At 74.8% G+C, this 26,709-nt stretch carries 22 protein-coding genes and 1 pseudogene; 18 read left to right on the forward strand and 5 right to left on the reverse strand.

Annotated features, from left to right (window positions below; translation table 11 throughout):
- Nucleotides 1-103: 103 nt before the first annotated feature.
- Entirely contained in the window at nt 104-1,699 is a 1,596-nt protein-coding gene (locus tag LZF96_RS23710; protein WP_233876416.1) for an IclR family transcriptional regulator C-terminal domain-containing protein, read from the reverse strand.
- A gap of 193 nt (nt 1,700-1,892) precedes the next feature.
- Between LZF96_RS23710 and LZF96_RS23715 the strand changes: the two genes are divergently transcribed.
- The 4 genes from LZF96_RS23715 to LZF96_RS23730 all read left to right on the forward strand — a co-directional run bounded on the left by LZF96_RS23715 (nt 1,893) and on the right by LZF96_RS23730 (nt 6,896).
- Nucleotides 1,893-3,095, forward strand: a complete 1,203-nt coding sequence (locus LZF96_RS23715) for a thiolase family protein (protein ID WP_233876418.1) — start codon at nt 1,893-1,895, stop codon at nt 3,093-3,095.
- A gap of 211 nt (nt 3,096-3,306) precedes the next feature.
- On the forward strand, nt 3,307-3,939 hold the full coding sequence (locus LZF96_RS23720) for a DoxX family membrane protein (RefSeq protein WP_233876420.1): 633 nt from the start codon (nt 3,307-3,309) through the stop codon (nt 3,937-3,939).
- A gap of 517 nt (nt 3,940-4,456) precedes the next feature.
- Nucleotides 4,457-5,404, forward strand: a complete 948-nt coding sequence (locus LZF96_RS27195; RefSeq protein WP_308294274.1) for a DUF4142 domain-containing protein — start codon at nt 4,457-4,459, stop codon at nt 5,402-5,404.
- The gene (locus tag LZF96_RS23730) at nt 5,388-6,896 is read left to right on the forward strand and encodes a DUF1996 domain-containing protein (protein ID WP_233876422.1); all 1,509 of its coding nucleotides are present in this window, start codon (nt 5,388-5,390) and stop codon (nt 6,894-6,896) included. Before LZF96_RS27195 ends, LZF96_RS23730 begins: the two co-directional genes overlap by 17 nt.
- A gap of 422 nt (nt 6,897-7,318) precedes the next feature.
- Here the strand turns inward: LZF96_RS23730 and LZF96_RS23735 are convergent, their stop codons facing one another.
- Together LZF96_RS23735 and LZF96_RS23740 are read right to left on the reverse strand one after the other, a co-directional pair.
- Nucleotides 7,319-7,684 carry a DUF4440 domain-containing protein gene (locus tag LZF96_RS23735; protein ID WP_233876424.1) on the reverse strand — a complete coding sequence of 122 codons (366 nt, stop codon included), beginning with the start codon at nt 7,682-7,684 and terminating at the stop codon, nt 7,319-7,321.
- Between the two features lie 336 nt (nt 7,685-8,020).
- Complete coding sequence (locus LZF96_RS23740) at nt 8,021-9,199, reverse strand: CdaR family transcriptional regulator (RefSeq protein WP_233876426.1); 1,179 nt, start codon at nt 9,197-9,199, stop codon at nt 8,021-8,023.
- Nucleotides 9,200-10,271: 1,072 nt separating this feature from the next.
- On the opposite strand from LZF96_RS23740, the gene LZF96_RS23745 reads away from it, so the two are divergent.
- The 7 genes from LZF96_RS23745 to LZF96_RS23775 all read left to right on the forward strand — a co-directional run bounded on the left by LZF96_RS23745 (nt 10,272) and on the right by LZF96_RS23775 (nt 17,681).
- Nucleotides 10,272-10,907: a hypothetical protein gene (locus LZF96_RS23745; protein WP_233876428.1), complete on the forward strand. Its 636-nt coding sequence runs from the start codon at nt 10,272-10,274 to the stop codon at nt 10,905-10,907.
- Nucleotides 10,904-12,451: an NADH-ubiquinone oxidoreductase-F iron-sulfur binding region domain-containing protein gene (locus LZF96_RS23750; protein ID WP_308294275.1), complete on the forward strand. Its 1,548-nt coding sequence runs from the start codon at nt 10,904-10,906 to the stop codon at nt 12,449-12,451. Before LZF96_RS23745 ends, LZF96_RS23750 begins: the two co-directional genes overlap by 4 nt.
- Before the next feature lie 360 nt (nt 12,452-12,811).
- Nucleotides 12,812-13,732 (forward strand): SCO0930 family lipoprotein, encoded by a 921-nt coding sequence (locus LZF96_RS23755; RefSeq protein ID WP_233876430.1) that lies wholly within the window; start codon nt 12,812-12,814, stop codon nt 13,730-13,732.
- Nucleotides 13,732-14,259 carry a hypothetical protein gene (locus LZF96_RS23760; RefSeq protein WP_233876432.1) on the forward strand — a complete coding sequence of 176 codons (528 nt, stop codon included), beginning with the start codon at nt 13,732-13,734 and terminating at the stop codon, nt 14,257-14,259. Before LZF96_RS23755 ends, LZF96_RS23760 begins: the two co-directional genes overlap by 1 nt.
- Before the next feature lie 370 nt (nt 14,260-14,629).
- Complete coding sequence (locus LZF96_RS23765) at nt 14,630-15,046, forward strand: hypothetical protein (RefSeq protein WP_233876434.1); 417 nt, start codon at nt 14,630-14,632, stop codon at nt 15,044-15,046.
- A gap of 182 nt (nt 15,047-15,228) precedes the next feature.
- Nucleotides 15,229-16,629 carry a DUF4032 domain-containing protein gene (locus tag LZF96_RS23770; RefSeq protein WP_233876435.1) on the forward strand — a complete coding sequence of 467 codons (1,401 nt, stop codon included), beginning with the start codon at nt 15,229-15,231 and terminating at the stop codon, nt 16,627-16,629.
- A 128-nt stretch (nt 16,630-16,757) separates the two neighbouring features.
- Nucleotides 16,758-17,681 carry an NADP-dependent oxidoreductase gene (locus LZF96_RS23775; RefSeq protein ID WP_233876437.1) on the forward strand — a complete coding sequence of 308 codons (924 nt, stop codon included), beginning with the start codon at nt 16,758-16,760 and terminating at the stop codon, nt 17,679-17,681.
- Nucleotides 17,682-17,785: 104 nt separating this feature from the next.
- Here the strand turns inward: LZF96_RS23775 and LZF96_RS23780 are convergent, their stop codons facing one another.
- Entirely contained in the window at nt 17,786-19,075 is a 1,290-nt protein-coding gene (locus LZF96_RS23780; RefSeq protein ID WP_233876439.1) for an NAD(P)/FAD-dependent oxidoreductase, read from the reverse strand.
- Nucleotides 19,076-19,404: 329 nt separating this feature from the next.
- On the opposite strand from LZF96_RS23780, the gene LZF96_RS23785 reads away from it, so the two are divergent.
- Complete coding sequence (locus tag LZF96_RS23785; protein ID WP_233876441.1) at nt 19,405-20,019, forward strand: NUDIX domain-containing protein; 615 nt, start codon at nt 19,405-19,407, stop codon at nt 20,017-20,019.
- A gap of 142 nt (nt 20,020-20,161) precedes the next feature.
- Here the strand turns inward: LZF96_RS23785 and LZF96_RS23790 are convergent, their stop codons facing one another.
- Nucleotides 20,162-21,529 (reverse strand): hypothetical protein, encoded by a 1,368-nt coding sequence (locus LZF96_RS23790; RefSeq protein ID WP_233876443.1) that lies wholly within the window; start codon nt 21,527-21,529, stop codon nt 20,162-20,164.
- 218 nt (nt 21,530-21,747) lie between these two features.
- Between LZF96_RS23790 and LZF96_RS23795 the strand changes: the two genes are divergently transcribed.
- The 6 genes and pseudogenes from LZF96_RS23795 to LZF96_RS23815 all read left to right on the forward strand — a co-directional run.
- Complete coding sequence (locus LZF96_RS23795; RefSeq protein ID WP_233876445.1) at nt 21,748-22,839, forward strand: ABC transporter substrate-binding protein; 1,092 nt, start codon at nt 21,748-21,750, stop codon at nt 22,837-22,839.
- A gap of 71 nt (nt 22,840-22,910) precedes the next feature.
- Nucleotides 22,911-24,059 carry an iron ABC transporter permease gene (locus LZF96_RS23800; RefSeq protein WP_233876453.1) on the forward strand — a complete coding sequence of 383 codons (1,149 nt, stop codon included), beginning with the start codon at nt 22,911-22,913 and terminating at the stop codon, nt 24,057-24,059.
- On the forward strand, nt 24,056-25,111 hold the full coding sequence (locus LZF96_RS23805; RefSeq protein WP_233876447.1) for an iron ABC transporter permease: 1,056 nt from the start codon (nt 24,056-24,058) through the stop codon (nt 25,109-25,111). The genes LZF96_RS23800 and LZF96_RS23805 overlap by 4 nt, the downstream gene beginning before the upstream one ends.
- 199 nt (nt 25,112-25,310) lie before the next feature.
- Nucleotides 25,311-26,090, forward strand: a complete 780-nt coding sequence (locus LZF96_RS23810) for an ABC transporter ATP-binding protein (RefSeq protein WP_233876455.1) — start codon at nt 25,311-25,313, stop codon at nt 26,088-26,090.
- An 84-nt stretch (nt 26,091-26,174) separates the two neighbouring features.
- Nucleotides 26,175-26,300: a streptamidine family RiPP gene (gene amiA / locus LZF96_RS26785; protein WP_267941295.1), complete on the forward strand. Its 126-nt coding sequence runs from the start codon at nt 26,175-26,177 to the stop codon at nt 26,298-26,300.
- 151 nt (nt 26,301-26,451) lie between these two features.
- Nucleotides 26,452-26,709 (forward strand): annotated as a pseudogene (locus LZF96_RS23815) (hypothetical protein); the annotation flags it as partial.

Below are 26,709 nucleotides of genomic sequence, written 5' to 3' on the forward strand. Positions count from 1 at the left end.
GAGCCGGGAGCCGGGAGCCGGGAGCCGGGAGCCGGGAGCCGGGAGCCGGGAGCCGGGAGCCGGGAGCCGGGAGCCGCCCCGACCCCCGCCCGACACCGGCGGGTCAGTCCGTCGGCACCCGGTGCAGCCGGGCGGCCGGGACCAGTTCCCGTTCGATCGCCTCGACCGCACGCCGCAGGGCCGGCAACAGCTCCGCCCGTGCCCGTCGCGGATCGCGCCGCCCGGCGGGCATCGCCAGGTTGACCGCCGCCACGACCTCTCCCGTCCCGCCGCGTCCGTTCCGCACCGGCACCGCGATGGAGCGCAGCCCCACCTCCAACTCCTCGTTGCCCATCGCGTATCCGTCCCGGGCCACCTCGTCCAGCAGCGCCGTCAGTCGCGCCGGATCGGTCACCGTGTGCGAGGTCAGCGCGCGGGGCTCGATCGCCCGCAGGGCCCGGGCCCGACCGATCGGATCCCGACCGGCCAACAGCACCCGGCCGCTCGCCGTCGGGTACGCCGGGAAACGCGTGCCGGGCCCGAGGTCCGCGCTCATGATCCGTTCGGTCGCGACCCGGGCCACGTAGCGGATCTCCGCCCCCTCCGGGCCGGCGGGAACGGTCAGGGAGGCGGACTCGCCCACCCGCCCCGCCAGCGCCACCAGATGCGGACGCGCGATGTCCGCCAGGGTCATCCGGGTGGCGCGGGAATGGCCCAACCCCAGTACCCGGGGGGTGAGCCGCCACCGTCCCGCCTCCTCGACGGCGTGCCCCGTGTACCGCAGGGAGAACAGCGCGCGCCGGACGCTCGCGCGCGGCAGACCGAGCAGCCGGGACACCGCGGCCGGGGTGGTCCCGTGCCGGCCGGTCTCCAGGGCGGCGATCACGGCCGGCCCGCGGGCCAGGGACTCCACGAACTCGGCCCCCAGCCGTTCCTTGGCCGCGTGCAGCGCCGTCGCGTCCCACCATCGCCCGTCGTCGTGGGGCCCGTCGGCCCCCGGGTCGGAGCGCAACCGTTCCTCCATCACGGCGGCGCACTCCCGCATCCGGGGCAACAGGTCGGCCCGCAGCGAATCGGTGTCGTGTCGGGCCCGGTGGGAGACGACGCTCAACGCTCCCACCGGATCCTCCCCGGGCCAGGGCGAGAGCTGGACGGCCACCGAGACCAGCCCGGGCTCGCCCCCGCCCTCGCCGGTGCGGGAGACCCCACCGGCGCCGTCCCGGGCGGGCCCGGTCTCCCCGTCGGGACCCGGGGACCCGTTCCCCGGTGTCAACAGCACGCCGGCGGCGGCCCGTCCCACCGGCAGTCGGTCACCGGGTCGGAACCCCACCCGCACCACCCGGCGCCGCAGCGCCAGGTGGGCCAGTCGCACCGAGTCGCCGTCCGGCACGCTCAGCGCGACCGATTCGTCCACCTCCTCCGCCAGGGCGTCGGCCATCGCGCCGACCGGCCCGCTCAACCCCCGGGTGGAGGCGAGGAAGGCGTTGCCCGGCAGGGCGAGCGCGCCGGTGTGCGTCACCCGGTGGTCCTCGACCCGGACCAATCCCAGCTCCGCGAGGGTCCCGACGGTGCGGTCCAGGGTGGATCGGGCGATCCCGGTGGCCCGGGCCAACTCGCCCGCCGGTACCGCCGATGCCCGGTGCCCGGCCAGTTCCCCCAACACGGCCAGGCCGCGCAGGAAGGGACCAACCGTTTCCGCCGGCGGCCCGTCGTCGCTCATCCCCGGCCCCCTTTACCCGGCGATCGGACGGTGGTGACGGTCGTCGCACCGGTGGTCACGTCGTTGACAGCCGGTCGCGGTCGGGCGAGACTCGGCGCGCAGAGAAATGAACAACAGTTCATCTCACGAACATATCCCGGGTTCCGGGCCTTTGTCGGCACCGGAACCCGGATCATCGGGAGGACCCGGGAAGATGAGTGACCGGACCCGCAATGTCCGCGACGTGTGGATCGTCGACGCGGTGCGCACGCCGATCGGAAAATACGGCGGCGCGCTGTCCGGGCTGCGCCCCGACGACCTGGCGGCCGGGGTGCTGCGAGCCCTCGTGGACCGCACGCCCGACCTCGACCCGTCCCGCATCGACGACGTCGTCTACGGCAACGCCAACGGCGCGGGGGAGGAGAACCGCAACGTCGCCCGCATGGCGGTCCTGCTCGCGGGGCTGCCGGTCAGCGTCCCCGGCGTCACCGTCAACCGGTTGTGCGCCTCCGGCCTGGAAGCGGTGATCCAGGCCGCCCGCGCCATCGCCCTGGGCGACGCCTCCATCGCCGTGGCCGGGGGGGTGGAGTCCATGAGTCGCGCCCCCTGGGTGCTGCCCAAACCCCACCGCGCCTTCCCCGCCGGACACCAGGAGATGTTCTCCACCACCATCGGCTGGCGGATGGTCAACCGGCGGATGAGCCCGGAGTGGACCGTCCCGCTCGGTGAGGGCGCCGAGTTGATCGCCGACCGGCACGGCATCGACCGCGCAGCCCAGGACGCCTTCGCCCTCGGCAGCCACGAACGGGCCGTGCGCGCCTGGAGGGACGGCGCCCACGACGCGGAGGTGGTCACCCCCGATGGCGTGGACCTCGCCCGGGACGAGACCATCCGCGAGGGCGGCACCGCCGAGGGCATGGCGAAGCTCAAGCCCGCCTTCCGCCCCGAGGGCGGCACCGTCACGGCCGGGAACTCCTCCCCGCTCAACGACGGCGCCGCGGCCCTGCTGCTCGCGGACGAGGAGGGTGTCCGGGCCACCGGCCGGGAGCCGCTGGCCCGGATCTCCGCCTCCGCCGTCTCCGCCCTGGAGCCGCAACTCTTCGGGCTGGGGCCGGTGGAAGCGGTGGACCGGGCGCTGGGCCGGGCGGGCCGCGGGCTCGGGGACCTGACCGTGATGGAACTCAACGAGGCCTTCGCGGCCCAGGCGCTCGGCTGCCTCGCCCACTGGCCCGACCTGGACCCGGCGCGGGTCAACCCCCGTGGTGGGGCCATCGCCATCGGACATCCCCTCGGTGCCTCCGGCGCCCGGCTGGCCGGCACCGTGGCCCACCAACTGGCGGCGGCCGGCGGGGGGACGGGCGTGGCCACGCTGTGCATCGGCGTCGGCCAGGGGTTGGCCCTGGTGCTGGAACGCTGAGGTCGAGCGACCCCGGTCCCCGCCCCGGGGTCCCGTCACGCCGCCTCCGGTATCGGCGCCGGCTCCCCGTCTCACGGGAGCACCGATGCCGAACGAGGGCCCAATTGGTTGTTTCTGTCGCCTTGTCCACTCTTGTCGGGGCCGGCGGGATCGCGGGACAGTGGGGTCACCGGCAGACGCCGGACCCCCACATCCCGAAGGGAAGTGCGCGATGGCAGTCCACGAGCGCACCGGGCGGGGCACCGAGCCCCGCCACCCGCAATCCCCCGCCCCGACGGCCTCCCACCACGAGGCCTCCGTCTCCGGAACCGAACGAGGCTTCGGTGCCTCGCAGGCGGGACGGTTACTCGCCGTCCTGCGGGTCGCGGCCGGTCTGATCTTCCTCTGGGCTTTCCTCGACAAGATGTTCGCGCTCGGTTGGGCCACTCCCTCCGGGCGGGGCTGGGTGGAGGGCGGGTCCCCGACCGCCGGCTTCCTCGGCTCGGTCTCGGTCGGCCCGTTCGAGTCCCTCTTCAACTCCTGGGCCGGTGCGGCCTGGGCCGATTGGCTCTTCATGTTGGGGCTGCTCGGGGTGGGTCTCGCCCTGGTCCTGGGCGTGGCCCTGTGGCCCGCCGCGATAGCCGGCGCGCTGATGCTGGCCTTTCTCTGGGTGGCGGTCTGGCCGCCCGCGCGGTTCCTGAGCGACGGTTCGCCCAGCGGATCCACCAACCCGCTGGTCGACCAGCACGTCGTCTACGCGGCGGCGGCGTTCGTCCTCGCCTCCACCCGGGCCGGCGACACCTGGGGCCTGGGACGGCTCTGGTCCCGTGTCGCCCCGGTCGAGCGGTTCCCCTGGATCCGTTGATCGGACCGGAGGCCCGAACGGGTCGGCGCCGCCCCGCACCCCGCACCCCGAGAAGGCCCCGCCACCCCCTCCCGGGGGTGGCGGGGTCCTTTCGCGCACCCCGATCCGGCCCGGAGCCGCGCCCCATCCGGCCCGACACGATGGCCCGGGTGCCCGGAAACCGCCCCGACGGTCCCCGGGGCCCGTCCCTCCGCCAGGGGTGACGCGTGGACGACCGGTCCGTTCACCACGCGGCCGACCGGACCCCGGAAACCCCCGAACAGAGGTGATCCGGACCCACGCCGGGTGGTGACCATCGGCCGCGGGACGATAGCAGAGCGGTGCGCCGGCCCCCGAACCTTTATCGGTTGGTGATGATTCCGGATCCTCCCGAGGGGCGCACGGTCTACCTTCCGGATGCGTTCGGAGCGGGCTTTTCCCGCTCGCCCCGCCCGGCACCGACCGGGCGCGCCCCTCCCGCCCGCGTCCCGATCCGTGGCGCGTGGGAGACGGGGCGGCACCCCGGAAAGGAGATTCTGTGCGCCTGGTCCCCCGGCGTTCCGGCATCGGCGGAGCCTTCACCTCCGCCCATACGTTCGGCACCGGCATGGTCATCGCCGCGCTCGCCCTCACCATGGCGGCGTTGCTGATTCCCGTGAGGCTCTTCGAGGGAACGGCGATGGCCGGCCCCGGAGGTCTGATCGTCGACGACCGACTGGGCACCCTGACCACGCAGTACGGGCCCCTGACCCCCACCGACCGCGACTTCGTGCGCAAGGTGCGCAGCGCCGGTCTGTGGGAGGGGCCCGCGGGACGGCAGGCCCAGGAACGGGGTCAGAGCGAGACCGTGCGCATCGCCGGCGACCATCTGGTCGACGGCCACAATCTGCTCGACGAACTCGCCATCGAGACCGGTCGGGTACTCGGCATCGAGTTGCCCAACCAGCCCTCGGCCCAACAGCGCGCGTGGCTGGCGGAGCTGGAGGCGGCCCCCATCGATCAGTACGAGGTGCTGTTCGCCAACATCCTGCGCCGCGCCCACGGCCGGGTCTTCACCCTGGTCGCCCTGGTACGCGCGGAGACCCAGAACTCCCTGGTCCGGGAACTCGCCAACCAGGCCAACGAGACGGTACTCGACCACATCACCGTCCTGGAGGCCACCGGGCTGGTGGACTACGGATCGCTGGACGACGACGGCATCGGAAGCATCAGCAAGCGCGTCGCCGGCCCCAGGTCCCCGCGCCGCGCCCGTCGCACCGCCACGGGGTGCGGTCGACGCCGTCCCGACGGACGCCCGGTGGGCCGTCCGGGGGGCCGCTCGACGGACGACCGGCCGGGCCGGCGTTCCGGGGGAGGACGCCTGTTCGTCCTCCGGGAAGGGCATGGACCGGCCCGGCCCCCCACCCTCCACCCGGCATCGACGCTGAACCCACCACCCCACCCCCTTCCCCACGACAACGGAGCGACCCATGAGGGACACGAGTGACACCCGGGAGGCCGAGGGCCGTGGTGGCGGCCGGCGCAACCGGGGCCACAAACGCCGCGGGCTGACCACCCGGCTCACCGTCCTGGTGACCACCCTGGCCGTCGGAGCCGCCGGCACCGTGATCGCCACCCAGTACGCCTCGGCCGGCAACAAGCAGCGGGACACCGCGCGCGAGCAGACCCGCGGCCAGGCCTGGCACGGGACCATCAGGTGCCCGAACGTCGGTGACCAACTGGAGGACGTGCCGGACGACGTGCGGGCCCGGGTGGACCGGGAACTCTCCCGCCTCGACGCCCAGCTCGCGGTCGCCTACCGGCAGTTGGCCCGCCAGCGGGGCAACCCCCGGCGCGTGATGACGAAGTTGGAGAACAAGCGCTCCTCCACCATCGGCCGCATCGTGCGGACCCTGGGCTCGGTGACCGAGAGTCCCGACCACCTGCGCGGTCTGGCCGGGTGCGACTTCCAGCGCGGCCGACCGGGTGGGAACCCGGAGCCGCCGCCCGTGGAGGGTGGCGAGGGCGAGGGCGAGGAGATCGGCGGAGTCGGCGAGGGCATCGGCGGAGTCGGTGAGGGCGAGGGCGACGAGAGCGGCGAGCCCATCGAGAACGGCCCCGTTCCCGAGGACTTCGTCGACATCACCACCGTGGCGCCCAACGTCAACGAGCCGATCCTCGGCGAGAACGCCTCCACCGGCACCCTGTCGCTGGAGTGCGGCCGCAACGAGGAGGGCCGCTACAACTCCGACAACGTCATCGTCGCCCCCGGCGTGAGCAACGGCGCCCACCACATGCACGACTACGTGGGCAACGTCTCCACCGACGCCTTCTCCACCAACGAGAGCCTGGAGGCCGCCGACACCACCTGCGCCAACGGCGACCGTTCCACCCACTACTGGCCGGTCATCCGGATCCAGGACGGCACCGACGAGCAGGACGCCGACCAGCCCGGTGGTGGCCTCGACGGCAACATCGGCACCATCCTGACCCCGGAGACCGTCACCCTGCAGTTCCGCGGCAACCCGTTGGACGAGGTCACGGCGATGCCGCGGTTCCTGCGCATCATCACCGGTGACGCGCGCGCCTTCACCAACGGCACGGCCAACGCCAACTCCTCGTGGAGCTGCACCGGTTTCGAGGACCGACAGCTGACGGACCGGTACCCGATCTGCCCCGAGGGCAGCAGCGTGGTGCGCACCTTCGAGTTCCAGAGCTGCTGGGACGGGGAGAACGCCGACAGCGCCAACCACCGCAGCCACGTGGACTTCGCGCGCGAGGACGGCAGTTGCGCCGACGGCTTCGTGGCCATCCCGCAGCTGGTGCACCGCATCACCTACGACGTCCCGCCGGGCGCCGTGTACGCGGTGGACAGCTTCCCCGAGCAGCTGCACAAGCCGATCACCGACCACAGCGACTTCATCAACGTCATGACCGACGAGCAGATGAACACATTGCTGGAGTGCGTGAACGGCGGGGAGCGGTGCGGACCGGAGTGATCCCCGGCCGGTCCCCGGCCGACGGGGTCTGACCCGGATCCATCCGGGACCCACCGGCCCGTGACCCGAACCGCCGCCCCGGGGCGATGACGACCCCATCACCCCGGGGCGGCCCCTCCCCTCACCGGATCCCGCCGGGAAGCCGGTTCCGGTGAGGGGAGGGGCCGTCATTCCCCCGTCTCCTCCGGTGGTCGTTCGGCCACGACGCGCCGTGCCGCCGGTCGCGGGTGGGGCGTGCGCTCGATGCGCGCACGCCCCTTCCCCGGCGGGACCGGCCGGGGAAGGGGATCCCGGTCGTTCGGCTCGTTCGGCGGCCGTTGACGCGGGCCGTCCGTGCGGCCTCCCGGGGCCGGGCGTCCGCGTTCACCCGCCCCGGCCGCGGTGCCCGGGTCGGGGGTTCCGGACACCGCGGTGGCACGACCTCAGTCGGTCGGGGTGCCCTGGTGGAACCACATCCGCCACCCCGTGTCCGTCAGGCGCCACAGGGAACTGCGCCGGGTCCGGCGGCCCCGGTGGTCGGCGAGGTACGTCAGGTGGACCAGGCCCGGGGCGAGAACGGTTCCCCGCATCTCGTCGACCTCGACCGGGAACTCCGGGGACACCGAACCGTCCCCTGTCGCCGTGGGGATCGACCCGACATCCCACCGACGGCCGGAAGCACCGATCTCGGTGAACCCCGGGTCCAGGAGTTCCAGAACCCGGGCGGGGGAGGCCCGTACCCCGGGGTCGAGAAGCCGCATCTCCCCGTCGACGGCCGCTCGAACGGCCCGCTCGTCCTCATCCGTCATGCGGGAACCCTACGCATCCCCGCTTCCCCGTGGCGCGGTGAGGCGATCGGGCGGTACGGCGGCGCTCCCGGGGTGGGGCCCGCCCACGCCGAGGACACCGAACATCACCGTCGCCACGGTGCCCACACCGCTCCCGGGGCATCCCCGGGGTCGATGACGCCGACCGGGGCGTTCCGTCCCGCGCTCCGACCGGGGGCCCGTGCCGGCGGGTGGGGAAGGGGTCCGGGACGACGGGCCCACCGTTCCCCCGGGACACACCGGTCACCGGTGGGGCGTGCGCTCGGTGCGCGCACGCCCCACCGGCGGGACCCGGTCCGGGAAGGGAATCCCGGTCGCTCAACGACCGTTGACGCGGGCCGCCCGCGCGGCCTCCGCGGGTCGGGAACCCACGCCCACCGGCACCGGTCGCCGCGAACGCCCCTGCCGGCACTGCAACTCGCGCAGTCGCGCCACCAGGTGCCTGCTGTGCAGGGTGAGTTCCAGCTCGAGCCGGGAACGCGGGTCGCGCAGCGCCGGGCCGTACAGCTTCTCCAGCTGCCGCAGGCGGTAGTGCACCGTCTGCGGGTGGACCCGCAGCGCCTTCGCGGCCTCCGGTGCGCCGCCGCCCTCCAACCAGGCGAGGAGTGTGGCCTCCAGCCGCTCCCGCTGGCGCGGGGTCAGGTCCATCATCGGACGCAGCCATCGGGCGGACAGCGTGCGCAACAGCGACTCGTCCTGGAGCAGCAGCAGCGTGGTCAGGTGGTCGTCGACGAACAGCGGCCGGTTGTCGGGCACGCGCTCCGCCGGTGCCAGCGCCAGGAGCCGGCGCGCCCACCGGGCGGTGGAGGCGGCGTCCTGCAGCGGCACGATCTGACCCACGGCCACGGTCCGTCCGCGCAGCGCCTCGGTGAGCGCGGGGCGGGCGACCGGCCCGGGATCGGGCAGCAACACGCACGGGTGTCCCCGGTACAGACCGCTCAGCGGCTCGCCGACATCGGCGATCGCCGGCAGCGACAGCTCGCCGGGCTCGCCGAGGACCACGGCCTGCACCCGCCGTGGCAGCGGCCATCCGGCCCGGTCGGACAGCTCGCGCAGCGCGGTGGCGGGCAGGGCCTCCCGCCCGGTCAGGGCGGTGAGCAGCCGCTGACGCGCGGCGCCGTCCCGCGATCCGGCCGCCTGCCGGGGAACGGAGGCGTTCCGTGGCGCGGTCGCGCCGCTCGCGGCGTGGCCCGACCCGGTGTCCGAGAACGCGTCGGGAAAGCCGTCGCACAGGTGATCCGGGTCGTCGGACGGGTCGTCGGGGTTCGACGCGACATCGGCCCGCGCGGACGGGGTGCCGAGCGAGACGCGCAGCGCCTGTTCGACGTCTCGGCGCACGACCTCCCGGGAACGCTCCGCCACCAGGGCGGAGAAGCCGGGTATCCGGCGCGTCAGGTCGTCGACCACCCCGTCGGAGACGGAGGGCAGTTCGCGGAGGAGAATGCGGTTCCACTCGGCGGGAGGGCACGACCGGAGTCGGTTCAGCAGGTCACACATTTCTACCTCGTTCAGGTCCGGGGGAGCCCACCCGTCGTCGGGGCGCGGGCGGGGTCAGCCGAGGCTGTCTCCCGGGTCGGATGTCCACTGCGGCAGGTGGAGTTGGCGGCCATCCGGCTTCTCGCGGGGCGAGAACCATTGCGAGGCGGGAACCGACCGTCGGGGTGGTCGGTGTCCCTGGTGCACTGGTGTGTTCGGTTGTTTTCGGTTCTCCCGGGAACGCTTCCGGAGGTCCGGGGATCCCGTGGGGATTCCCGGTGGTTCCCGGGGAGGGCGTGGGGGTGGTGGGTCGGGTTCGTCTCCGCCGGCCCGGGAGTCGTCCCGGTGCCGGTCGATCGTCGGGGTGCCTCCCTGACCTCTCGCGTCGGACTTCGACGGATGCTTTCGGCAGGTGCTGTTCCGACACGGGGGACACCGGGCCGCGCGGCCGATGACCACACCGGACGTCCCTGCGGGGAGCGGGATTCGGGGTCCCGCGGATCCCGTGGGGACGCGCGCTGTCGGATGTGGAACACAACGGGGACGCGGAGGCGGCGGGTGGCGGTCCGAGGCGAGTCGCGCGTCGCGATCGGACCACACCGGGCACACCGTCGATCGGCCCCGATGATCGGTGTTCGAAGGACTCCGGACGGCGATCATCACCGCTCGGAAAGGGCCTTCGAAGACCGGGCCCCGGAAACTTATCACGTTCGGATAACTGTGCAAGTCCCATGTGTGGGCGCCGGGATGCTGCCATGCGACACGGCTCGCCGCGGACCCCGCGGTCCGCCCCCGGATCCCGGGGGTCGGCGGGCCGGACGTCGGAGAACGAATCCCGCCGCCCGGGAACCGAACCGTCGGACGACACCGTGCCGGTCCGGATCCCGGGGGAACCGGTGGCTTCCCGGAGGATGTGATGGTCATTCCGCAGTCCCCGCCGCAACCCCCGTCGCGGTCCTCGCGACCGGGGACGTCGGGAAGCCGGCGCCGCGCGTCGGCGGCCGTGCGCCGACCGGGCGCCCCCGAGTCCCCGGTCCGTCGTCGGCACGCGGGTCCCACCGTCCCCGGAGCCGCCCCCGCGCCTCCCGGCCCCATGCGGCTGCCCGAGGCCAGCGCGCGCCGCACCACCGGCGCCTACGTCACCGCCACGGCCCTGATCACCCTGATCGTGCTCGGCACCGCCGGGGCCTTCGAGAACATGCTGCACTTCCTCGACTTCGGCGCCGGGGTGATGGCGCTGGTCTGCCTCACCGCCACCGTCATGTGGGGTCTGGCCGCCACCGACCGGGTCCTGCTGCACCCCGGTCACCGTCTGCTCGCCCAGGCCGTCCATCGCGGCCTCGGCATCACCGGCCTGTGCTTCCTGGTCCTGCACATCGGCGTCAAGATCCTCGAGGACCGGGTCTCCGTCCACGCCGCGGCGATCCCCTTCTCCGATCCCCTGCAACCACTGCTCATGGGGCTCGGCACGGTGGCCGCCTACCTGTTCGTGCTGGTCGCCGTCGTCGGCGCCGCGCGCGGCGTCTTCGCCGGCCGCAACCGCTCCCGCCGGTGGCGCGGCCTGCACATGCTCGCCTACCCGGCCTGGGCCCTGGCCCTGGTGCACGGACTGTACGCCGGCCGCCCGGCGGCCGGCTGGGTCACCGCCATGTACATGGGCTGCCTGCTCCTGGCCGCCCTCGCACTGACCACGCGCCTCGCGAATCGAAGCAGGAGGCACGCCCGATGACCACCGCTCCCCCCCGCCCCTCGCTGCCCGTTCCCGGCCGCCGGGCCGGAAGCTCCTCCCCGGCGCGCCCCCGCGGGCGGTCCACCGGCCCCGTGCTGGCCGTGATGGGGCACGCCCGCCTCCTCGCCGGTCTGGACGGCCTGCGCCGTTCGGACCGCGTGGCCCACCTCTCCGTGCACGGGGACTGCCCCCGACTGCGCCTGGACGAGGTCGTGGCACTGGCCGAGAACATCTCCCTGCGCGGTCGCGGCGGAGCCGGTTTCCCCTTCGCCCGCAAGATGACCTCCGTCGCCGAGGCCGCCAACCGCCGTGGCCTGCCCACCGCCGTCGTCGTCAACGGCAGCGAGGGTGAGCCCGGTTGTCTCAAGGACAAGGCCCTCCTGCGGCACGCGCCGCATCTGGTGATCGACGGGGCCGTGCTCGCCGCCGAGGCGCTCGGCGCGCAGGAGGTCGTCCTGGGCGTCACCCACCCCGAGGTCTACTCCTCGGTCCGCGACGCCATCGCCGAACTCCCGCCCGGCCGGATGCCGGTGCGCGTCCAGCGACTGACCGAACGCTTCGTCACCGGGGAGAGCTCCTCGATGACCCGGGGGCTGAACGGCGGCCCCACCCTGCCCTCCGGACAGAGGATCCGCACCAGCGAGATCGGCTTGCACGGGCTGCCCACACTCTTCTCCAACACCGAGACCTACGCCCAACTCGCCGTCGCCGCCCGCCTCGGCGCCCTGGGCTACCGCGAGGTGGGCACCCCCCGCGAGCCCGGCACCGTCCTGCTCAGCATCGCCGGCGCCTGCGTGATGGAGGCCCCCGCCGGGGCGCCCCTGATCGACGTCCTGCGCCTGGTCGGCCTGGACGTCGGGCAGGGAGTGCTCATCGGCGGCTACCACGGCAAGTGGCTCTCCCCCTCCACCGCCCTGTACGCCGAGCTCTCCCGCGAGAACCTCGAGCGACACGGCGCCACCCTCGGGGCCGGCGCGATCCTCCCGCTGCCCGCCGCCGGCTGCCCCCTGGGCGAGGTGGTGCGGGTCGCGCGCTGGATGGCCGACGAGTCGGCCGGTCAGTGCGGCCCCTGCCTGTTCGGTCTCCCGTCCCTGGCCGACGCCCTCGACGCGGTGTGGCGCGGCGGCGGCTCCGCCGCCCTGGACGCCGTGCGAACCCGGATGGCAGCCGTCCGCAAGCGCGGCGCCTGCGGCCATCCGGACGGCACCGCCGGCTTCGTGGCCTCCGCGCTGGACGCCTTCCCCGGCGAATTCGCCGACCACGCCCTCGGCATCGGCTGCGGCCGTCCGGTCATGGGCACCCTTCCGCTTCCCCCCGGGCCCGGCGCCATCGCCGTCGCCGAGCACGAGGGCCCGAAACTCCACGTCGACTGGACCCTGTGCCAAGGCCACGGCCTGTGCGCGGACGTCCTTCCCGGCGTGGTCGAGCTGGGGCCGGACGGCTTTCCCGCGAACGCCACCATGGCGGTTCCGCCGGAGGCCAGGGCCATGGCGATTCGCGCCGTGCGCCGTTGTCCCGCCCTCGCCATGCGCGTCACCGACTGACCGCGACCGACCCGCCGTTCCGAAACCCGGGCCGCCGGCGAGAGAACGCCGCGCCGGCCCCGTCCATCCGCCCACCACCGGAAGACCCACCACACATCGAACGGGAGAACCCTCCGGACCGACCCGCCGGCGCGCGGGTCCACCACCGCCGATCGGATCCGGCCGACACCCCGTGTCCCGGCGCCGAACGGCCCCACCACGAACCACCTCCCGGCCCCGGGCTCCCGTGACGGCCTACCGGGACCCGCCCGACGGCGCGTCCCGGTCGGAGCCGCTCCGGCGGATCCGGGGAGCCGGTTCCGGCCAACTCCGCGGAGTCCCCACGGACTCCACCCCCTGGCCCACACCAGAAGGAGAACCATGCGTACACGCCGATGCACGGCCCCCCTCGCCGCGATCGCGGCCCTGTTCCTGGCCACCGCCTGCGGCACGGACGTCTACGGGCAGGGAGACACACAACCCGCCGCCAACCAGGCCGGAGTCCCGGAATACGGCGCCGACCACGGCTCCACCGACACCGCCGCCGAGGTCGAGCCCGCCGGGCGACTCGTCGTCCGCGACACCCCCGACCTGGGCGCCGTGGTCACCGACAGCCGGGGCTTCACCCTCTACCGCTTCGAGGAGGACACCGCCGACCCGGCGCGATCCACCTGCAACGACGCCTGTGCCACCGCCTGGCCCCCGGTGCCGGCGGACGACGCGAGCGCGGCCGAGGGCATCGACGCCGACCTGCTGGGCGAGGTCGAGCGCGCGGACGGCGGCATCCAGCTGACCCTCTCGGGTTGGCCGGTCTACCGCTACCAGGACGACACGGCCCCCGGTGACGTCAACGGCCACGGCGTCAACGGCACGTGGAACGCCCTCGCCCCCGACGGCAAGCCGGCCTCCGCCGACAACGCCGCGCAGGAGACCGCCGGCGAGGAGGGCCCCGCCCTCTCCGTCGTCCAGGACCCCTCGCTCGGGCCGATCGTCACCGATGCCAAGGGCCGCACGCTGTACCGCTTCGACAAGGACAGCGCCTGGCCGATGATCTCCAACTGCGAGGGCGAGTGCCTCGACACCTGGAAGCCCGCGCTGCCGGTGGACCCGGAGGAGATCAAGGGCATCGACGCAGAGCTGATCAGCACCCTGGAGCGGGACGACGGCACCGAGCAGCTGGCCATCGACTGCTGGCCGGTCTACTGGTTCACCGGCGACGAGAACCCCGGTGACACCACCGGCCACGGCGCCGGCGACCTGTGGTTCGCCGTCACCCCGAGCGGTGCCAAGGCCCCGCTGTGATGAACGGGGCTCCCGCCGTACCGGGCCTCGGACGCGCCCGGCTGATGATCCTCGGAGCCTCGGCACTCGGCACGGTCGCCCTGGCGGCGTTGGCGGCGACGCCGCACGACGCCGCCGGGGCGGGGGTCGACGCCGGTGCGGCCGGCCCCCGGGTGACCGCCGGCGGCCACCCGGGCGGGGAGCCCCCGGCACGGCCCGACGCCGACCCGGGGGCCGGTCCGGGGGAGATCTCGGAGGTCCTCGCGGACCGCATCGGCTGTCGTCCCGAGGCGGTGCTCGTGGACGCCGACGAACTGCGGCAGGTCGCCTGCACCCTCGACGGCGAGCAGTACCGCTTCACCTCCTTCCTCGTCGCCGACGGCAGGGCCGCCTGGCTGGACGAGGCCCTGCCCTACGGTGGCAGCCACCTGGTCGGCGACCGATGGGTGGTGACGGCCCCCCGGCCGGTGTTGGAGGAGTTGGGGGAGCGCCTGGGAGGCCGGATCGCCGACGGGGAGGACCACGGCGCCCACGCCGATCACGGTTGATCCGGTTCCTCCCGACCGGCGGCGCCCCCGACCGGGGACGGCGGGCGGCCGACGTGACCGGGGGCCTCGGAACCCGACTCCGGGGCCCCGCGCCGGGGTGACGGGACCTCCGGGGCGTGCGTCGCCCCCGGGCGGTCCCCTCCCGTCCGGCCGGCCGCCAGGTGTCCGGCCGTGCCGGCGTGCCGCCCCGGCAGTGGCGCCGGGATTGCCGCACCCCGCCTCCGGGGACCCCGGCGCCGGGGTGCGGGTGTGCGGCCGGCGGCCGTTCCGGGCCCCCGTTCGGGGGAACTCCCCCTCCCGTCCGGTCCCCGCCCGGCGGGACGCGGCCCGTTGCCCGGCAAACGGGGTCCGGGGGCCTAGGCTCGACCCCATGAGAGAGAGTTATCTTCGGCTCATCGGGGCGGCCACGGCGGCCTACGGCCTCGCGGTCATCGCCCGGCCCGAACTGCTCGCCCGTCCCTCCGGACTGGTCGACCGCATCGGGCAGGTCGCCCCGGAGACCGCCACCTCCCTGCGTCCTCTGGCCTGGCGCGACGCGGCCAACGGGCTCGCCATGGCGCTGGCCCCCAACCGCAGCGTGCTCGGGGCCGCGACGGCCCTGCGGATCGCCTCGGACTTCGGCGACGCCGTCCTCCTCGCCGCGACCCTCCCCGAACGGCGCCACCGTGTCGGTGCCGTCGCGGTCTCCGTCGCCTGGGGCGCCCTCTCGGTCGCCGCCCTGGCGAGCCGGCCGCGTGCCACCGGGACGGAGGCCCTCCCACCGCCCCCACCGGTCACCGGCCCCTGACGACCGACATCCGGCCGGCCGGTTCCCGAACGCCCGCTCCGGCCCACCGGAGCGGCCTCCCGTCGGTTGCCGTCGCGGGGCGGCCCCGGGGCGGGCGCTCCCGACCGGTGCGGGGGCACCCCCGCACCGGCTCCGGGGCACTCCCCGCTCCGGTGCGCCGGCCGGCCGGGCACACTGAGGGCATGGACCTGCGCATCACCGCCACCGATCCCGAGCACCCGGCGACCCTGTTGGACCTGCCCTGGGACGTGCCGCTCGTCGACTGGCCCGAGGAGCACCTGGTGGCACTGCCCCGGGGCATCTCGCGCCACGTGGTGCGCTTCGCGCGCGCCGGCGGCGAGGTCTTCGCCGTCAAGGAGGTGGGGGAGTGGGCCGCGATCCGGGAGTACGGGCTGCTGCGCGACCTCGACCGGCTCGCCGTGCCCTCGGTGGACCCCGTGGCGGTCGTCACCGGCCGGGCCTCCCGCGAGGGCGAACCACTCGAACCGGTGCTCATCACACGGCAGTTGAAGGGCTCCCTGCCCTACCGGGCGATGTTCGAGACCACCATGCGCCCCGACACCGTCCGTCGCCTCCTCGACGCCCTGGCCGTCCTGCTGGTACGCCTGCACCTCAACGGCTTCGCCTGGGGTGACTGCTCCCTGTCCAACACCCTCTTCCGCCGGGACGCCGGGGCCTACGCCGCCTATCTGGTCGACGCGGAGACCGGCCAGATCCAGCCGCGACTCACCCGGGGGCAGCGCGAGTACGACCTCGAGGTGGCCCGGGTCAACATCTCCGGGGAACTCCTCGACCTGGAGGCGGGCGGTTCCCTGCACCCCTCGATCGACCCCATCCCCTTCGGTGAGGCGATCGTCGAGCGTTACGGCGAACTGTGGCACGAATTGACCCGCACCTCGGTCTACCCCCGGGCCAAGCGGCACTACATCGACCGGCGGGTGCGCCGTCTCAACGATCTCGGGTTCGACGTCGCGGAGATGCAGATCCAGCGCTCCCCGGACGGGGACACCGTGACCTTCCTGCCCAAGGTCGTGGACGCCGGCCACCACCAACGGCAACTGTTGCGTCTCACCGGCCTGGACGCGGAGGAGAACCAGGCCCGAAGCCTGCTCAACGACCTGGAGACCTGGATGGCCTCCCAGGACGACTACGCGCCCGGTGACCCCCTCGGGGCACGCCCCGAGGTACTGGCCCATCGGTGGGTGCGCGACGTCTTCCGCCCCGCCGTCCGCGCCGTCCCGCGCGATCTGCGGGATCGCATGGACACCCCGCAGATCTACCACGAGCTGCTCGAACACCGCTGGTACCTGTCGGAACGGGCCCAACGCGACGTCGGCATGGAGGCCACGGTCGAGGACTGGGCGCGCAACGTGCCGCATCCGCCGGCGTCCGGTGCCCTCGTTCCGATCGGGGAGGACGGCGACGTCCTCGTGGTCGGTGTTCCCGACCTCCCGACCCCGGACGGTACCGGCGGTCCGGAGGAACCGGGGACGGCGGGGGTCGGGGAGCCCGGGCCGGGCGGGGAACCCGACGGGGCGCGGACCCCGGGGGAGTCGGCCGCCACGAGGTGGGGCGACACCTGAGCACACCGTCGCCGGCCCCGGGGGACGACCCGGCGCCGGCGCCGGTGGTGCGGCGGAACGGGTGACCGACGCTCCCGTCATCGGGCCGCGGGGAATACCGATCCGTATCCGGGGCACTTGCACCGACTATGAGAGGCATCGTGCTGCACCGCTACGGAGGACCGGACGACCTGCGGGAGGAGGAACTGCCGGATCCCCGGGTCGCCCCCGGCGAGATCCTGATCAGGGTCCGCGCGGCCGGGGTGAATCCGGTGGACTGGAAGATCGGCGCGGGGGCCCTCGACGCCCTGATGGAGGTCCGTTTCCCGCTGGTTCCCGGCTGGGACGTCTCCGGCGTCGTGGAGAGCGTCGGCCTCGACGTCCGGGAGTTCGAGCCCGGTGACGAGGTGCTCGGATACCTCCGCAAGGACTGGGCCCAGACCGGCACCTACGCCGAACTCGTCTCCGCCCACGTCCGGCTCGTCGCCCGCAAACCGCCGTCACTCGGCTGGGCCGAGGCCGCCGGGCTGCCGCTGGCCGGCCTCACCGCCCTCCAGGCGCTGCGCCGCGCCCGGGTGGAATCCGGCGACACCGTCCTGGTGCACGCCGCCGCCGGGGGAGTCGGCTCGCTGGGCGCGCAGCTCGCCGTCCTGCGCGGGGCACGGGTCATCGGTACCGCGAGCCCGCGCAATCACGACTTCCTGCGCGACCTGGGGGCCGAGCCCGTGGAGTACGGCGACGGGTTGGAGGAGCGGGTGCGCACCCTCGCCCCGCACGGCGTGGACGCCGCACTCGACTTCGTCGGTGAGGACACCTGCTCCGTCTCCGCCTCGCTGGTCCACGACGCGGAGCGGATCGTCTCCATCGCCGATCCGGGCGTCTCCGAGGTCGGCGGCTCGTACCTGTGGGTGCGCCCCGACGCGGACGACCTCGCCGAACTGGCCCGCCTCGCGGCGGAGGACCGCCTCACCGTGCCGATCGAGCACACCCTCCCGCTCTCCTCGGCCGCCGAGGCGTGGCGGCACAGCGCCGCCGGCCGCACCCGGGGCAAGATCGTCCTCACGGTCTCCTGAAGGCGCGGCCCCGGACCCGGGACCCGGCCGGCGTGGCGCCCCGACCCCGGCGACGCGCCCCGGGGCGATCCCCCGGTCGGGGACCCCCGGGGCCGGGGCCGCGCTCACCGCCGTGCGGGCAGCAACCCCGCGGCCCGGGCCAGATCCACCAGCACCTCGCGGGCCGCCCGTGCCCCCGAGGCCATCGCCCCCTGCACCGACCCCGTCCCCCGGTGGTCCCCGCACACGTACCTGCCCGGTGAGAGCCGCGTGGAGCGGCTGAGCGGCTGCGGCGGCTCCATCGCCGGAAGCGCCCCGCGCACCGTCACGGTGTGCACCGGGTCCCAGACCGAGGAGTCCGCCCCGTAGGCGTCGCCCAGCGCCGTCCGGACCTCCGCCTCCCGGCCGGGGCGGTCCTCCCCGAGCACGGAGGTGGAGATCAGCGCGACCCCGCGCGGCGCGCGCTCGGGAGCCGCCTCGCTGAGCACGCAGGAGCTCAGGAAACGGTGCCGGGCCGCGTCCAGCAGGAGCGTCGGCTCCGCCAGGGGGGAGCGCTCGGCCGCGTGGTAGTACGTGGTCACCGTGCGGGTCCGGGGGGCCGGCACCCCCGGCAGCAATCGGGCGGCGGCCGGGCCGTCCGTCGCCACCACGACCGTTCGGGCACCGATCTCCGTGCCGTCCTCCGTGAGCACGCCCGCGTCGGTCACCTCCCGCACCGGGCACCCGGTGCGCACCGTGTCCTCCGGCAGATCCGCCGCCAGCCATCGCGGCACCGTCCCGATGCCTTCGGCCGGCGCGCACAGCGCCCCGCGCAACATGCTCCGCCACACCAGGTGGAAGACCCGGGCGGAGGTCGCCAGGTCCGGCTCCAGGAAGACCCCGGACAGGAACGGCCGGAAGAACCGCTCCACCAGCGCGTCCGAGATACCCGCGTCCGCCAGCGCCCGTCGTACCGGTACGTCCGGACCGGCCTTGATCACCGACGCCGGCGCCAGTGCGTCCCGGGCGCTGAGCAGTCCCAACGCCGGAACGTCCTTCCACGGCCCCAGACCGCCGCGCAGGAAGGTCGCCGCCGCCGACGGGCGGGGGACCGGCGCGCCGAACCGCAGGTGCCCCCGGCCGGTGGCCAGCACCACGCCGGGGGTGAAGGGATACATCCGGGGGCCGCCGAACCCCATCCGCCGGCGGACCTGCGGGTAACCGGTGTTGAACACCTGGAAGCCACGATCCAGCAGAAAACCGTCGCGACGGTCGGTGCGCATCCGACCCCCGACGTCGTCCGAGGCCTCCAGCACCACGACCTCGAGCCCGGCGGCCGTCAGGTCCGCCGCGCAGACCAGCCCCGCCATTCCGGCACCCACCACGATCGCGTCCGGCCGCGCCGGGGCCGGACCCCGCGATGACCGCTCCGGCATCCTCCACCACTCCCTTCCGTGAAACCACCTCGCGGCCGCCCGGTGCCCCGCTCCGGACCCGGCGCGACCGACGTCACCTCCGTGGATCATTCCCCGCCACGGACCCCGGCGGACGCACCGACGCGCGCGGCGGGCGGGATCGGAACGCGACCGGGAAACGGAGGGGGCGGGACCGGGGTGCGGGGCGGGGGGAGGGACGCGGTACGGTCACCGCCCGCGGGCCCTCCGTGCCGGGGGTCCGGACCCGTTTCCCGTGACCCGCCCGGCGGCGTCGTCCCGCCCCCGTCCCCCGCCGGAGCGGGGACGGGCCACATCTTTCGGAGGATGCCGTGTCGCCGACCGCAGAGTCCACCCCCGCACCCGCACCCGGGGGCGGGAACGTCCCCGGCCGCGAGGCGGTCCCCGACGACGGCCGGGAGCCGGGGGGAGCGGGGCAGGGGTCCGGGAACGACCGCCACTGCCCGCACTGCGGCGACCGGTTCCCCCGGAACGCCGGATGGCCCCGCACCTGCCCCGGCTGCGGGCGCGTGCGGTACCGCAACCCGCTGCCGGTCGCCGTGGCACTCCAACCGGTCCTCCTGCCGAGTGGCGGGACCGCCCTGCTCGCCATCCGGAGGGCCATCGAACCCCGCCGGGGGCTGATCGCCCTGCCGGGCGGCTTCATCGACCACGGGGAGGACTGGCGGGAGGCCGTGGTCCGCGAACTCTTCGAGGAGACCCGGGTGCGCGCGGAGGCGGACCGGGCGCGCCTCTTCGACGTCCGGGGGGCCGACGGCGACCACCTGCTGATCTTCGGCCTCCTCCCCGCGTTGGCGGTCGCCGAGCTGCCGCCGGACCTCCCGACCGAGGAGACCACGGGCCGGGAGTTGCTGACCGGGCCCCGGGAACTGGCCTTCCCGTTGCACACCCGGGTGGCCGACGCCTGGTTCGCCGCCCGCCCCTGACCTCGCCGCCGCTGTTGCTCCGGCGGGGCGTGGCGGGCGGGAGGTGTCGCGGCCGTACCCGAGCCGGTCGCGGCGGGGTTGGGGGTGGCGGCGCACCCGGGCCTGTTGCCCTTCGGGGCGGGGCGACCGCCCCGAAGGACCCTCAGCGGCCCCGGCGGTCGAGGTGGGCCCCGTCCCCGGGGGCGATCAGACACAGGCGGCCGCCCTCGTCCAGGGGCGTGTCCAGGACCAGATCCATCCGGTGCTCCGGCTCCCGGACATCCACGAGGTGGACGGTTCCGTGCCCGCCCCGGCTCACGGCGACCAGGTGTCGGGCGGGCGAGGCGGCGATCGCCCGTCGTTGCACACCGTCCCACGGTGTGCCACCGCGCCGCGGAGCGCCGTCCATGGCCGGTAGCGGGATCCGGCGGGGGAGGGGAGGGGCGCCGCCGGGGTCGGCGGAGCGGGTGGGGAGCAACACCAGTTCGTCCCCGTCCGGGTGCACCCGGCTGAAGGCGGCGACGCCGGGTGCGGCGAAAGCGGCGCGGAACACCAGGCCGGGACCGAGGTCGGTCACCTCGGTGCGGCCCGCCGCGGTGTGCCGGCACCAGGCGGTGTTGGTCCACTCCGGCCACGCCGTCGGCTCCGCCGGCCCACCGCGCACCACCGACCACACCCGGTCGGTTCCCGGTTCGGGCCGCAGGTAGTGGCCCCGTCCTTCCGTCGCCCATGACAGCGGGGGCTCGGCCACCAGTCGGTCGCCGACCACGCGCGCACGGTGCACGCCGTCCCCACAGGCCGTCAGGACCCGTGCGACCGCGGGGTCCGAGGGGTCGTCGGCGTCCCCCAGACCGTCGTCGGGCAGCGGTAGCCGGTCGATCGGCTCCACCCGGGGGCTTCCGGTGGGGGCCGTCCACAGGTCGTCGAATCGGTGCAGATCCAGCGAGCCCGGGGCGCGGCGCCGCAGCACGAGGCGGGGTGCGCCGTCGGGGAAGTGCTCCCCGCCCACCACCCCGACCCCCGGTTCGTCGGGGCGGGTGCGCACCCGCACGCCCCGGCCGAGGGTCGTGTCCACCACCGTCAGCAGATCGTTCCACGGCTCGTCGTTGAGACCGAGGCCGGTGCCCACCACGAGGTATCGCCCCTCGGGGTCGGCCGCCAACTGCTCGGCGGGCACGGCCACCGACACCCGGGTCACCGGCATCGACCGACCGGCGAGGGCTGCGAGGGGGTCGAGCAGCAGCAGCTCGCCGGCCCGCTCGTCCACACAGGCGACCCGCCCGTCGGGGAGGGCGAGGAACCCGGCGTGTTCGGAGAGGTGACAACCGGTCAGCCGGGCCACCTCCTCCGCCCGTGGTTCTCCCCGTGCTTCTCCCCCCGGCTTCCCGTCCGAGCCCCCTTCCGTCACCGCCATCACCAGCAGGACCCCGGCGACGTGGTCGGCGACCAGCAATGCGGCGTCGCGCCCCGGACCCTCCGGCCGACCGGTGTCGGTGGCGGTGCCGGCGGACTCGGCGGGGGTGGTGGTCATCGCTGTCCGTCCTCGGATCGCCGGTATGGAGTACTGCAAATGATAATCATGTATAGAATTCCGCCGGGGATTCGGGTGCCGATCCGGGACCGCCGTCGAGCATGTCCGTTCGGCTTCCCGCTCGTGCCCGGGCGGCCCGTGGCCGGGACGGTCACGGGCCGACGCGGCCTCTCCCCGTCACCGCGCCCCGCACCATCGAGACGAGTCGAGAGACGACCATGCCGTTCACGCCGTTCACGCCGCCCACCGGGGCCCCGCGTCCGACACCGTCCGCCGACCCGGGGGCTCCCACCGCTGCACCCGGCCGTTCGAGCCGCCGCGGGATCCGCGCGCTCGCCGTGGCGAGCGCCGCCGCCCTCCTGCTCGGCGCGTGCGGCGGGAGCGAGAAGGACGCCGACTCCGCCGCCGGGGGCTCCCCGGCCGGCGAGACCGCCGACGCCACGGACGACGGACGTTCGGCCGCCGACATCACCGTCGAACCGATCGAGCCCGCCCGCGAGATCACCGACGTGCGCGGGACCACCGTCGCCACGGACGCCGAGCCCGAGCGGATCGTCTGCCTGGTCGCCCTGTGCGACGACATGCTGACCGAGTTGGGCATCGTCCCGACGGCCACCAACAGCGCGCTCCTCGCCCATCCCGGGTTCCTGGGGCCGGAGGCGGCGGCCGAGGTGCCCGTCGTCCCCGGTGGTTTCATCGCCCCCGAACCGGAGGCGATCCTCTCCCACCGGCCCGACCTGGTGATCGGGCTGGAGGACACTCACGGCCGGCTCGCCCCCGCGTTGGAGGACGCCACCGTCTTCTGGACCGTCCAGCCGGAGGACTGGCAGGACGGCGTCGCCTACCTGCGCGACCTCGCCGCCCTGACCGGTCGCACCGACGAGGCGGAGGAGGCCGAACTGGCCTTCCGTACCCGCCTGGCCGAAGCCGAGGCCGAGCCGAGCGACCGCACGGCCCTGATCATCTACGGCAGCGACGAGAACTTCGGCGTCGCAGCCCCCGGCATGGACGTGGCCGCCGGTCTCTTCCCCGGCATCGCGCACTACCCCTGGGAGTCGCGCGGCGTCGAGGGTACCTACAGCCTGGAGGAGATCCTGGCCGAGGACGTGGACGTGCTGTTCGTCGAGACCCTCTCCTTCGGCGGCGACGACGCCCCGCTCTCCGAGGTCTTCGCGGGCAACCCGCTGTGGGAGAGCCTGACCGCCGTCCGGGAGGGTGAGGTCCACGAGGTGGACCCGGAGGTCTGGGCCAAGGGGCGCGGCACCCGCTCCCTGGGCATCGTCCTCGACGAGGCCACGGCGATTCTGTGAGCCCCCGCGCCCACTCCGGGCGCCCGGGTCGGAACGCCCGGGGTGCCGCCGCACTCGTCGTCACCGCGCTGATCCTCGGCGCGTCCGGCGCCGCCCTGTGCCTCGGCACTCCGGTGATTCCACCCCTTGATCTGATCGGCCTGCTCGCCGGTGACGGGGACGACCCGCGCGTCACCGTCGTCGTTGTACAACTCCGGCTTCCCCGAGTGGTGTTGGCGCTCCTGGCGGGAGCCTGCCTGGGGGCCGCCGGGCTGGTGCTCCAGGAAGCGCTGCGCAACCCCCTGGCGGTCCCCGAGATGCTGGGGGTCTCCGCCGGCGCCGCGCTCGGCGTGGCCGTGCCGTTGGTCCTCTCGCTCTCCCTGCCCGCGCTGCTGGTGCCCTCCCTGGCCCTGGTCGGCGCGGCCCTCGGCGGCGCCCTGACCCTCGTCGCGGCGGGGTTCGGGCGCAGCCCGTCGGCCGTACTGCTCACCGGGGCCGCCATCACCGCCGCCCTCCAGGCCGCGCTGCTGGTGGTGATGGTGATGGCCGATCAGCTCAGCCTTCAGATCATCTACCGCTACCTGTTGGGCTCGCTGTCCGCGCGGACCTGGGAGCACGTGGGCGGGGTGTGGCCCTGGCTGGCGCTCGCGGTGCCCGCGCTCGTGCTGTGCGCCCCCGTGCTGTCGGTCCTGCGACTGGGGGACGACGACGCCTCCGCGCTGGGGGTGCGGGTGGGCAGGGCCCGACTGCTGGCGCTCGGTGTCGTGGTCGTGCTCATCGCCCCGGTGGTGGCGGTCTGCGGACCGGTGGCCTGGGTCGGTTTCCTCGCCCCGCAGATCGCCCGCCGGTTGGATCCGACCGGACACGCGGTGCGCTGGCTGCCCTGGTCGATCGCCTGGGGCGCCGCGATCGTCGTGGTCGCCGATCTGCCGGCGCGGCTGGCGCTGGCGCCGGTGGAGACGCCGGTGGGGGCGTGGACCGCCCTGGTCGGCGTACCGGTGGGGCTCCTGCTGCTGCGCTCCGGGCACCGGTCCGCCGGCGGGGGGAAGCGGTCGGGCGCCGGGGCGGGGGACCGTCCGACGAGCGTCCCGCAGGGGAGTGGAACCGGGGGACCGGCGGGTGAGGGGAACGGGCACGGCGGCGCCGTCCCGGCGGTCCGCCTGCCGGTTGTCCCGCCGGATCCGGTTCCGCGCCTCCCGAGTGGTTCGGTGCGTGACACCGGGGCGGGGGAGGGGCGATGAGTTCCGAATCCGTCACCGCGCCCCGGCGTTCGGGTCCGCGCTCCCCGCTGCCGCGCCTGGCGCTGCTCGCCCTGGTGGTGGTGGCGGTGGCCGTCGCCGACGTGCTCGCCGGTCGGGCCGTCACGCCCGCCGGGGTGTGGGAGGTGCTTCTCGGCGGGGGCGACGCGCTGGAGCGCCACGTGGTGGTGAACCTCCGGGTGCCCCGGATGCTCGTCGCCCTCGTCGCCGGGGCCTGCCTGGCGGTGGCCGGGCTGCTGTTGCAGTCCGCGCTGCGCAACCCGTTGGCCGGGCCGGAGGTCACCGGGGTGACCCCCGGAGCGGTACTCGGCGCGGTGGTGGCCACCGGCTTCGGCCTGGCCGACCGTCAGTCGCCGTTGGCGGTGGTGATCGCGGCCTGTCTGGGCGGGCTGTTCGGCGCGGGTCTGCTGTGGGTGCTCACCGGGCGCCGGCGCGACGACCCCACCGAGACCGCCGTGCACGGGGTGCTGATCTCCGCCGTGCTGGGTGGACTGACCGCGATGGTGCTGCTGGTGGCCCCGGGCGAACTGGGCTCGGTGGTGCAGTGGCTGATCGGTACGACCGACGGGCGGGTGTGGCAGCACTGGAACCTGTTGTGGCCGTGGGCGCTGTGCTGGGGGATCGCCGCCTGGTTGCTGGCCGGCCCGCTCACCCTGCTGCGCTGCGGCGACGACCAGGCGGCCGAGGCGGGCCTGGACACGGGGCGGGCCCGGGCCGTCGCCCTGGTCTGCGCGGTGGCCCTCGCGGCCGGGGCGGTCTCGACCGTCGGGGCGCTGGGGTTCGTCGGCCTCCTGGTGCCGCACCTGGCCCTGGCGCTGTTCGGCGCCGACCTGCGGATCACGCTGCCGGGAGCGGCGCTGGCCGGGGCGGCGGTGGTCGGTGGGGCGGACGCGCTGGCCCAGGTCGGGGGTCGGGGCCTGGCGGCCCTGTGGGACGCCGATCGGCTGACGCTGCCGGTGGGGGCGCTGACCACGGCCCTGGGCGCGGCGCTGCTCCTGGTGGTGGTCCGCCGGTCCCCGGCGAAGGACTTCTGAGGTGGGGCGGGGAATCGGGACGGCGCCGGTGGGCGCGGTGCCGGGCGGAGAACGACGAGGGACGAGAGAAGGGGTGACCCCGGTGGGTGACACAGGGCCGCCGGCCACAAAGACGCCGGCCACGGGAACTTCGCACGATGGGACGCGGTCCCCCGCCCCCGGGGGGAAGCCGGTCGCCGGTGCCGGGCGTCCACCGGGCATCACCGTTCGGGACGTGGCCTTCGGCTATCCGGATCACCCGGTGCTGCGGGGGGTGGACCTGCGGCTGGAACCCGGCGGGCTGACCGCGCTGATCGGGATGAACGGCTGCGGCAAGTCCACCCTGTTGCGGGTGATCGCGGGCCTGCTCCCCCCCGAGCGGGGAAGCGTCCTGCTGGGTGACGAGGATCTGGCCGGGATGTCGCGGCGGGAGGCGGCCCGTCGGGTGGCCCTGCTGCACCAGTCGGGGCCGCCGGTGCCGGGGATGACCGTGCGGCAGTTGGTGCGCCAGGGGCGGTACGCGGCGCGCGGGCCGCTGGGCATGTTGCGCGGCGGGGACGACGGGGCGGTGGTGCGCGCCCTGGCGGACGCGGGGGTGACCGGGTGGGCGGACCGACCGGTGGACGCCCTGTCCGGAGGTGAGCGCCAACGGGTGCGGCTGGCCCTGGCGCTCGCCCGGGACACCCGGATCCTGCTGTTGGACGAGCCCACCACCTACCTGGACCTGCATCATCAGCTGGAGGTGTTGGGGACCGTGGTCCGCCTGCGGGAGGAGCGGGACCTCACGGTGGTGATGGTGCTGCACGACCTGGGACACGCGGCGCGGTTCGCCGAGCGGATCGTGGCTCTGCGGGACGGTCGGGTGGTCGCGGACGGGCCGCCGCGCGAGGTGGTGACCCCCCGACTGCTGGCCGAGGTGTTGGACGTGGTGGGACGGGTGAGTGTCGATCCGGTTGGAGGTTGGCCGATATGCCACCCCGACCACCCCCTGAGCCATTGAGTCATTGATGTTGAAAATCATTTTTATTACTCTCCTTCTCGGCGCCCGACCGGGTGTCAACTCGCACCTATGCGGAGGTTTCCGATGGAGCACGAGTTCGAGCAGGAGCAGGTCTTCGCCCCCATCGCCGACCCGGGCCAGTTGGCCCACCTGTCGCCCACCCACTCCAACGCCCTCGTCGAGAACCCCTTCGAGGACACCGAGGAGTGACGGGGGCCGGTTGAACCGGCCCCCGGGGCGGCCCACCGGCCGGTGGGCCGCCCTTTCCCGCTCTGCGGCGTTCCGGCCGCGCACTTCCACGGAAATCGCGCCGGCCCCGTCCCACCGTGTCCACCGCCCCGCATCCCTCCAGGGAGGTCGCGTGTCCCGTTCCCGCCTCGCCCCCGGCGTCGCCCTGGTCCGCGTACCGGGGATCGGCCCGGCCGTCCGCACGGCCGACGGGACCTTCCTCCGGGTGAGCACCGGCGGGGTCCCCGAGGAGGAGCTCGTCGCCGCGCTGCGGGATCCCCGGCGACCGACGGGGCCCGCCGTCGCCCGCCTGCTCCGCGCCTTCGACCGTTCCGGATACCTCGCCCCGACCGGCCCCGGGGGGTTTCCGGAGCCCGCCGCCCCATCCCCC

The organism is Streptomyces sp. ST2-7A (assembly GCF_021390475.1).
Classification (GTDB): domain Bacteria; phylum Actinomycetota; class Actinomycetes; order Streptomycetales; family Streptomycetaceae; genus Streptomyces.

Bases quoted from the DNA above. Each gene is read 5' to 3' on its own strand.
- LZF96_RS23710 (WP_233876416.1), bottom strand. From the start codon at position 1,699: ATGAGCGACGACGGGCCGCCGGCGGAAACGGTTGGTCCCTTCCTGCGC.
- LZF96_RS23715 (WP_233876418.1), top strand. From the start codon at position 1,893: ATGAGTGACCGGACCCGCAATGTCCGCGACGTGTGGATCGTCGACGCG.
- LZF96_RS23720 (WP_233876420.1), top strand. From the start codon at position 3,307: ATGGCAGTCCACGAGCGCACCGGGCGGGGCACCGAGCCCCGCCACCCG.
- LZF96_RS23730 (WP_233876422.1), top strand. From the start codon at position 5,388: ATGAGGGACACGAGTGACACCCGGGAGGCCGAGGGCCGTGGTGGCGGC.
- LZF96_RS23735 (WP_233876424.1), bottom strand. From the start codon at position 7,684: ATGACGGATGAGGACGAGCGGGCCGTTCGAGCGGCCGTCGACGGGGAG.
- LZF96_RS23740 (WP_233876426.1), bottom strand. From the start codon at position 9,199: ATGTGTGACCTGCTGAACCGACTCCGGTCGTGCCCTCCCGCCGAGTGG.
- LZF96_RS23745 (WP_233876428.1), top strand. From the start codon at position 10,272: ATGCGGCTGCCCGAGGCCAGCGCGCGCCGCACCACCGGCGCCTACGTC.
- LZF96_RS23750 (WP_308294275.1), top strand. From the start codon at position 10,904: ATGACCACCGCTCCCCCCCGCCCCTCGCTGCCCGTTCCCGGCCGCCGG.
- LZF96_RS23755 (WP_233876430.1), top strand. From the start codon at position 12,812: ATGCGTACACGCCGATGCACGGCCCCCCTCGCCGCGATCGCGGCCCTG.
- LZF96_RS23760 (WP_233876432.1), top strand. From the start codon at position 13,732: ATGAACGGGGCTCCCGCCGTACCGGGCCTCGGACGCGCCCGGCTGATG.
- LZF96_RS23765 (WP_233876434.1), top strand. From the start codon at position 14,630: ATGAGAGAGAGTTATCTTCGGCTCATCGGGGCGGCCACGGCGGCCTAC.
- LZF96_RS23770 (WP_233876435.1), top strand. From the start codon at position 15,229: ATGGACCTGCGCATCACCGCCACCGATCCCGAGCACCCGGCGACCCTG.
- LZF96_RS23775 (WP_233876437.1), top strand. From the start codon at position 16,758: ATGAGAGGCATCGTGCTGCACCGCTACGGAGGACCGGACGACCTGCGG.
- LZF96_RS23780 (WP_233876439.1), bottom strand. From the start codon at position 19,075: ATGCCGGAGCGGTCATCGCGGGGTCCGGCCCCGGCGCGGCCGGACGCG.
- LZF96_RS23790 (WP_233876443.1), bottom strand. From the start codon at position 21,529: ATGACCACCACCCCCGCCGAGTCCGCCGGCACCGCCACCGACACCGGT.
- LZF96_RS23795 (WP_233876445.1), top strand. From the start codon at position 21,748: ATGCCGTTCACGCCGTTCACGCCGCCCACCGGGGCCCCGCGTCCGACA.
- LZF96_RS23805 (WP_233876447.1), top strand. From the start codon at position 24,056: ATGAGTTCCGAATCCGTCACCGCGCCCCGGCGTTCGGGTCCGCGCTCC.
- amiA (WP_267941295.1), top strand. From the start codon at position 26,175: ATGGAGCACGAGTTCGAGCAGGAGCAGGTCTTCGCCCCCATCGCCGAC.